Consider the following 8,329-nt stretch of genomic DNA (forward strand, 5'->3'; position numbering starts at 1 on the left):
AACCCTGTCTCAGGCGGAAATCGACACGGTTGTCAACACGGTGGCGGGCGGCGCTGCCAACGTGCAGGATATTTATCCGCTGGCACCGCTACAGGAAGGGATTCTGTTCCACCACAGGTTACAGCAACAAGGCGATGCTTATCTATTACACCATTTAATCGCCTTTAATACTCGCGAACGCCTTGATGTTTTCCTTAAGGCATTACAACAGGTAATAGACCGTCATGATATCCTGCGTACCGCTGTTTGCTGGCAGGGATTGACTCAGCCTGTACAGGTGGTCTGGCGTCAGGCACCACTGTCTGTAACAACTTTTGTGCCAGCCTCCGCAGACAATACGTTTGCAGACAATGTGTCGGCTCAATTGCAGGCCCACACCGATCCGCGTCAACGTCAGATCGATCTGACTCAGGCGCCATTATGTGCTGCCGAGATTGCTCATGATTCAGCCAACAATGAATGGCTGCTGGCCCTGAGTTTACATCATCTGGTTTGTGACCATATGACATTAGGGCTTATCATTGCCGAAATTATCCAGTTATTACAGGAGCAGGCAGAAACCCTGCCGATCCCTCTGCCTTATCGTAACTTTATTGCTCAAGTCCTGAGCGTGCCAGCCTCAGTACACGAGAGTTATTTCCGCACGCGACTCGCTGATTTTGATGTCCCAACTGCACCCTTTGGTCTGCTTAATATACAGGGGGATGGTGAAGATGTTACCGAAGCCCGTTTACTGCTGGATACCACTCTGACACAGGCGATACGTACTCAGGCTCGCCGTCTGGGTATCAACCCCGGTGTACTGTTCCATGTTGCCTGGGCTCAGATGTTGGCCCAAACCAGCGGCTGCGATGATGTGGTCTTTGGTACTGTGCTACTCGGTCGTCTGCAAGGCTCGGCCGGAGCCGATCAGGTGATGGGCATGTTTATCAATACGCTGCCAGTGCGGATCACGCTTGCTGACTGTAGTGTACTGGAAGCCGTGCAAGCTACTTATAACGATCTGATGGCACTACTGGAGCATGAACAGGCCCCCCTGACACTGGCGCAACGCTGTAGTGGCGTAAATCCGCCGCTGCCGCTATTCAGCGCCCTGCTCAACTACCGCCATAGCCAGCCAGGTACGGTTGATAAGGTCTGGGATGGTATGCGCATATTGAACGAAAAAATACGTACCAACTATCCGTTAACCCTATCGGTAGATGATTTAGGGGAAGACTTTAGTTTGCTCGCCCAGACCGTTGCGGGTGTTGATCCTTTACGATTGGTCAACTATTTGATCACTGCTATTAGCGGACTGGTGGATGCGTTGGCAACTGAACCCCAGCGGCCGATATTGAGCCTGCCAATATTGCCTGCCACAGAACGTCAACAGTTATTGGTAGATTTCAATGCGACACAAACAGACTTCCCGCAGGAGGTACTTATCCATGAACTGTTTGAGCAACAGGTTAATCGTACTCCTGATGCTACGGCTGTGGTGTTTGAAGGGCTGTCGCTTACCTACAATGAACTGAACTGTCGTGCCAATCGTCTGGCACATTATTTGCTTGCTTTGGGGATCCAACCTGATGATCGGGTCGCCATTTGTGTTGAACGTAGTCTGGAGATGGTCGTAGGGTTGTTGGCTATTCTTAAAGCGGGTGGTGCTTATGTTCCACTCGATCCGGCATATCCGACCGAACGACTGGCCTATATGCTTGATGATGTGGCACCGGTTGCTCTGCTCACCCAATCCGCACTCGTTGAAATACTTGACAGCAATCTGCCTACTGTGGTGCTTGATGCTCAAGGACTATCTGTTTCCCAGGAATCAACTGCCTTTGATAAAGAATCAGAAGAAAACCTTAATGTTCAGACACTGGGGCTAACCTCACGCCATTTAGCCTATGTGATTTATACTTCTGGTTCCACGGGACAACCCAAAGGCGTGATGGTTGAGCACCGTAGCTTATGTAATCTGATTGATGCTCAGACAAGAACTCTCGACATTACTGCCAATAGCCGTCTATTGCAGCTTGCTTCTTTCAGCTTCGATGTTTGTATGCAGGAATGCTGTATGGCACTCCTGACAGGTGCTTGTCTCTATCTCGCCCCGCGTACTCACCTCTTACCGGGTGCTGAACTGTTCCATACCCTGAAGGAAAATGCCATTACCCACATGCTGTTGACGCCGACAGCATTGGCTGCATTGGATTCAGTGCCGACAACACTACGAACTTTGGTTGTAGGCGGTGAGGTTTGTTCACCAGCGCTGATCAAGCGGTTGGCAACAGGACGACGGATGTTCAATGCCTATGGTCCAACGGAGAGTACGGTCTGTGCAACGCTTTATCTGTGCAATGCTCAAGATGAGAAAGTGCCGCCTATCGGCCAACCTATTGCTAATACTCAAATTTATATTCTGGACACGCAAGGTCAGCCAGTCCCTCTCGGTGTGGCTGGGGAGATCCATATCGGCGGTGTTGGCGTGGCTCGTGGTTATCTCAACCGCCCTGAACTCACAGCGGAGCGCTTTATTCCTGACCCCTTCTCAACAGTACCAAATGCCCGCCTTTATAAAACCGGTGATCTCGGTCGCTGGTTACCGGACGGTAATATCGAATACCTCGATCGCAACGATTTTCAGGTTAAGCTGCGCGGTTTCCGTATCGAACTGGGGGAAATTGAAGCGCGTCTGGTTCAGTGCCCAGAAATAGATGAGGCCGTTGTTATCGCCCGCGAGGATACCCCCGGCGACAAACGTCTGGTAGCCTACCTTCGGACTCAGCCTGATATTAAACTGGTGCCGGCTGACTTGCGTCAGGAATTGGCACAACATCTGGCAGATTATATGCTGCCCAGTGCTTTTGTGATGTTGGAAACGTTCCCGCTGACCCCTAACGGCAAACTTGACCGTCAGGCATTACCGGTTCCTGATCAGTCAGCGGTAGTCACACGTGGCTATGAAGCCCCCGTTGGTGAGCTGGAAACCACGCTGGTGCAGATCTGGCAAGATCTGCTGGGGCTGGAGCGTATTGGTCGTTATGACCACTTCTTCGAACTTGGTGGTCATTCATTGATGGCTGTCAGTCTGATTGAACAGTTACGCAGTGCGGGTTGGTTGCTTGATGTGCGCAGTGTCTTTTCAGCACCGGTACTCTCCGATATGGCTAAAACTATTCGGGCTACTCAGGATGAATCAACCTTTATTGTGCCACCTAACCGGATTCCTGAAAGCTGTACTGCTATTACCCCCGATATGCTGCCACTGGTAACCTTGTCTCAGTCGGAAATAGATCTTGTTGTTGAGACCGTGGTTGGCGGTGCCGCCAATGTGCAGGATATCTATCCACTTGCACCGTTACAGGAAGGCATTCTGTTCCACCATCGGATGCAGGAACAAGGTGATACATACCTGTTATGCAGTTTGATGGCTTTCGATACGCGTGAACGTCTCGACGCTTTCCTTAACGCTCTGCAACAAGTTATTGATCGCCATGATATCTTGCGCACTGCCGCTTACTGGCAAGGACTGTCCCAACCTGTTCAGGTAGTCTGGAAGCAAACGACACTATCAGTAACTCCCTTTGTGCCAGCCTCAGAGGACAATGTATTGGCACAATTGCAGGCCTACACTAATCCACGTCAACGCCGGCTTGATCTTAGTTTGGCACCACTGTTTGCCGCAGACATTGCTTATGATCCGGCCAGCCACGAGTGGTTGTTAGCGCTGAGTTTTCACCATCTGATTGGCGATCACATGACGTTGGCGCTTATCGTTGATGAAATTCAGTTGTTATTACAGGGCCGCACTGAAGAGCTCCCCAATTCACTGCCGTACCGTAACTTCATCGCCCAAACTCTAAGCGTCCCAGCCTCGGTGCATGAGGATTATTTCCGCGCTCAGCTTGCTGATGTTGATGCGCCAACGGCTCCCTTCGGGTTGCTCAATATACAGGATGATGGAGAGGATATTGCCGAAGCCAGCTTACCTCTGAGTCTCACGTTAGCACAGGCGATCCGTAGCCAGGCCCGCCGTCTGGGTATCAGTCCTGGGGTACTGTTCCATGTCGCCTGGGCTCAGGTACTGGCACAAACCAGCGGTCGTGACGATGTGGTTTTCGGTTCCGTGTTACTGGGCCGTCTACAAGGTTCTGTCGGTGCCGATCGGGTCATGGGGATGTTTATCAATACACTGCCGTTAAGAATATCTCTTGCCAATCGTAGTGTGCTGGAAGTGGTGCAGGATACCTACCATGATCTAATAACACTGCTGGAACATGAGCAAGCACCTCTGACGCTGGCGCAGCGCTGTAGTAATGTGGCACCACCAATGCCGCTGTTTAGTGCACTGCTCAATTACCGTCATAGTCAAACAAGTACAACTGATACAATCTGGAACGGTATCCGCGTGCTGACTACCGAAGATCGTACCAACTATCCACTGAGTCTCTCCGTGGATGATCTGGGTGAAGGTTTCAATCTGACAGTTCAGGCCATCGCAGGAATTGATCCCACCCGAGTATCCGCCTATCTGATGACAGCTATTGATGGACTGGTGAATTCTCTGGCAACAGATCCCCAGCGCTCTGTTCTGAGCCTGCCTATCCTGCCTGCACAAGAACGTCAGCAGTTACTGGTGGATTTCACTGACACCGAGACTGATTTCCCACGGAATATTTTGATCCATGAACTATTTGAACAGCAGGCTGAGCTTACCCCTGATGCCACTGCTGTGGTGTTTGAAGGGCTATCGCTGAGTTACTGTGAACTGAATCATCGCGCCAATCGTCTGGCTCATTACTTGCTGACACTGGGAGTTCAGCCCGACGATCGGGTGGCTATCTGTGTTGAACGTAGTCTGGAGATGATCGTGGGGCTGCTGGCTATTCTTAAAGCGGGTGGTGCTTATGTGCCACTTGATCCAGCCTATCCGGCCGAACGACTGGCCTATATGCTTGAAGATGCTGAACCTGTAGCCCTTCTCACCCAGTCAGCGCTGAGTCAGACTCTGAACAGTAGCCTGCCTACTGTGCTTCTCGATACTTCCGTTTTCAGTATCTACGCAGAGAATAATCCCGATGCTCAAACACTGGGGGTAACGCCACACCATTTGGCGTATATCATCTACACATCTGGCTCCACCGGCCAGCCTAAAGGAGTGATGGTCGAACACAGAAATATTGTTGCCTCTACCTATGCCCGACACTTGACGTATCAACATCTTGAACGGCTTTTGCTTTTGTCTTCAATCGCATTTGACAGTTCCCTTGCCAGCATCTTCAGTACGCTTACTCGCGGAGGATGTTTGTGCCTGCCAGAACAAATGAATGCCGTTGATCCTGCAACTATTTTGCAGGCTCTACGCCGAAATGACATCAGTTGCTTATTATGTGTGCCTTCCTTGGCGCTGAACCTGTTGCAACTTGCGACTAAAGATGATATGGCCTCTCTCCAGACTCTCATTGTCGCTGGTGAACGCTGCTTACCTGAACTTCATGCTCGAATTGAACAATTAGAGTTACCTATTGCGCTCTATAACGAATATGGCCCGACAGAAACGACAGTATGGGCGTCTGTTTATCAGGTTATTTCTCATAGTCAGTTTAATGTTCCCATTGGCCATCCTATCGCCAATGCTCGGATCTATATTCTGGACACGCAAGGACAACCTGTACCGATTGGCGTAGCGGGGGAAATTTATATCGGCGGTGCGGGTGTAGCCCGTGGTTATCTGAATCGTCCGGAATTCACGAAAGACCGCTTTATTCCTGATCCGTTTTCATCAGTCTCTGGCTCTCGAATGTATAAAACCGGTGATCTCGGCCGCTGGCTGCCCGATGGCAACATCGAATATCTAGGCCGTAACGATTTTCAGGTCAAACTGCGCGGTTTCCGTATTGAACTGGGTGAGATCGAGGCGCGTCTTACACAATGTTTGGGTGTACGGGAAGCTGTTGTTATCCTCCGCGAGGATATCCCTGGTGACAAACGTCTGGTCGCTTATCTCCGGCCTCAGCCCAATTTTGAACTTGTACCGACTGACTTGCGTCAGCAGCTTGCACAACATCTGGCCGAATATATGCTTCCTAGCGCTTTTGTCACGTTAGAAACCTTTCCACTTACGCCTAACGGAAAACTTGACCGACAAGCATTCCCCGTTCCTGATCAACTAGCTATGGCAACGCGTGTCTATGAAGCGCCAGTGGGTACGATGGAAACCATATTGGCACAGATCTGGCACGATCTGTTGGGCTTGGAACGCGTCAGCCGTCATGATCACTTTTTTGAACTCGGTGGTCATTCATTAATGGCCGTCAGCTTGATTGAAAGATTGCGTAGCGCTGGCTGGTTGCTTGATGTTCGCAGTGTATTCTCCACACCTGTGCTCGCTGAGATGGCTCAGATGATACAAATGCATCAGGGTAAATCTGCCTTTAACGTACCACCTAATCTCATTAGCGAAGATTGCACCGCCATCACCCCAGAGCTGCTACCGCTGGTGACACTTTCTCAGGCAGAAATCGATATTATTGTCAACAACGTTCCCGGCGGGGCTGCTAATGTACAAGATATCTATCCGCTTGCCCCATTGCAGGAAGGGATTCTGTTCCATCACCAATTGCAGGAGCAAGGGGACACCTACTTATTACGTAGTATGGTAGCCTTCGATACCCGCGAGCGTCTTGATGCTTTCCTTAATGCTTTACAAAAAGTGATTGATCGCCACGATATCTTGCGTACCGCCGTCTGTTGGCAGGGACTAACACAGCCTGTTCAGGTCGTTTGGCGTCATGCACCGTTGCCAGTAAACACCTTTGTTCCTATTTCAGAGGACAATGTTCCGGCCCAGTTACATACTTATACAGATCCACGGCAGCGTCGTCTCAACCTGAATCGGGCACCGCTGTTCGCCGCTGATATCGCCCATGATCCAATTAGCTATGAATGGTTACTGGCACTGAGTTTCCATCATTTGGTCAGTGATCATATGACACTGGAACTTATCGTTTCCGAAATCACCTTGTTGTTGCAGGGACAAGCAAAAGCTCTGCCTGTAGCATTGCCGTACCGCGATTTTATCGCCCAAACTTTGAGCGTGCCGGAGTCAGTACATGAAGACTATTTCCGTACCCGTCTCGCCGATATTGATGCACCAACAGCGCCTTTTGGTCAGCTTGACGTACAGGGGGATGGTGAAGGTGTGACTGAAGCCTATTTGAAGCTGAATATCACGCTGGCACAGGCGATCCGCAGTCAGGCACGCCGCTTGGGCATGAGCCCAGGTGTGCTGTTCCATGTCGCTTGGGCGCAAGTGCTGGCGCAGACCAGCGGTCGTGATGATGTCGTCTTCGGTTCTGTACTGCTCGGTCGTCTGCAAGGCTATTCCGGTGCTGATCAGGTGATGGGGATGTTTATCAATACCCTGCCAGTCCGGGTATCTCTTGCTGATCGCAGCGTACTGGAAGTGGTACAAGCCACCTATCATGACTTGACGACACTGCTTGAACATGAGCAGGCACCACTGGCACTGGCACAGCGTTGTAGTGGCGTGACACCTCCGATGCCATTGTTCAGCACTCTACTTAATTATCGTCATAGCCACTCAGGCGCGGCAGATGATCAAGTCTGGAGTGGCATGCGCATGCTGGCAGCAGAAGAACGCACAAACTATCCATTGACCCTTTCGGTAGATGACTTAGGAGAAGACTTCAGTCTGGTAACCCAAAGTGTCTCGGGAATCGACCCTACGCGTCTGGCGAATTACCTGATCACAGCCGTCAGTGGTCTGGTTGAAGCTCTAGCTAATGAACCCCAGCGATTTGTATTGAGTCTGCCGATCCTACCTGCCGCCGAACGCCAGCAGGTACTGGTCGATTTCAACGCCCCACAGGCCGACTTCCGACAAGAAGCCCTGATCCATGAATTGTTCGAGCAACAGGCTGACCTGACCCCTGATGCCATCGCCGTGGTATTTGAAGGGCAATCCCTCCGCTACGATGAACTGAACCGCCGCGCTAACCAGTTGGCCCATCATCTGATTGCACTGGGCGTCCAGCCTGATGATCGCGTTGCTATCTGTGTTGAACGCAGTCTGGATATGGTCGTCGGCCTGTTGGGTATCCTCAAAGCCGGCGCGGCCTATCTGCCACTCGACCCGGCCTATCCAACCGAACGGCTGGCCTATATGCTTGAGGATGCGGCTCCCGTCGCCTTACTGATCCAGACTGCGCTAGTGGAAAAAGTGGACAGTCCCTTACCCACTGTCGTGCTTGATGCCCGCTCACCACGTGTCTTTGACAGAGAACCGGGCAGCAACCCTGACAGCCGGGCACGGGGACTGACT

General features: G+C 51.3%; 1 protein-coding gene. It reads left to right on the plus strand.

Translation table 11 applies throughout. The annotated features are described in order from the left end of the window. Positions 1–8,329: non-ribosomal peptide synthetase (locus Xind_RS19065; RefSeq protein ID WP_187650866.1), on the plus strand; the 8,329-nt coding region annotated here is incomplete at both ends.

The organism is Xenorhabdus indica, from assembly GCF_014467235.1.
GTDB classification, from domain to species: domain Bacteria; phylum Pseudomonadota; class Gammaproteobacteria; order Enterobacterales; family Enterobacteriaceae; genus Xenorhabdus; species Xenorhabdus indica.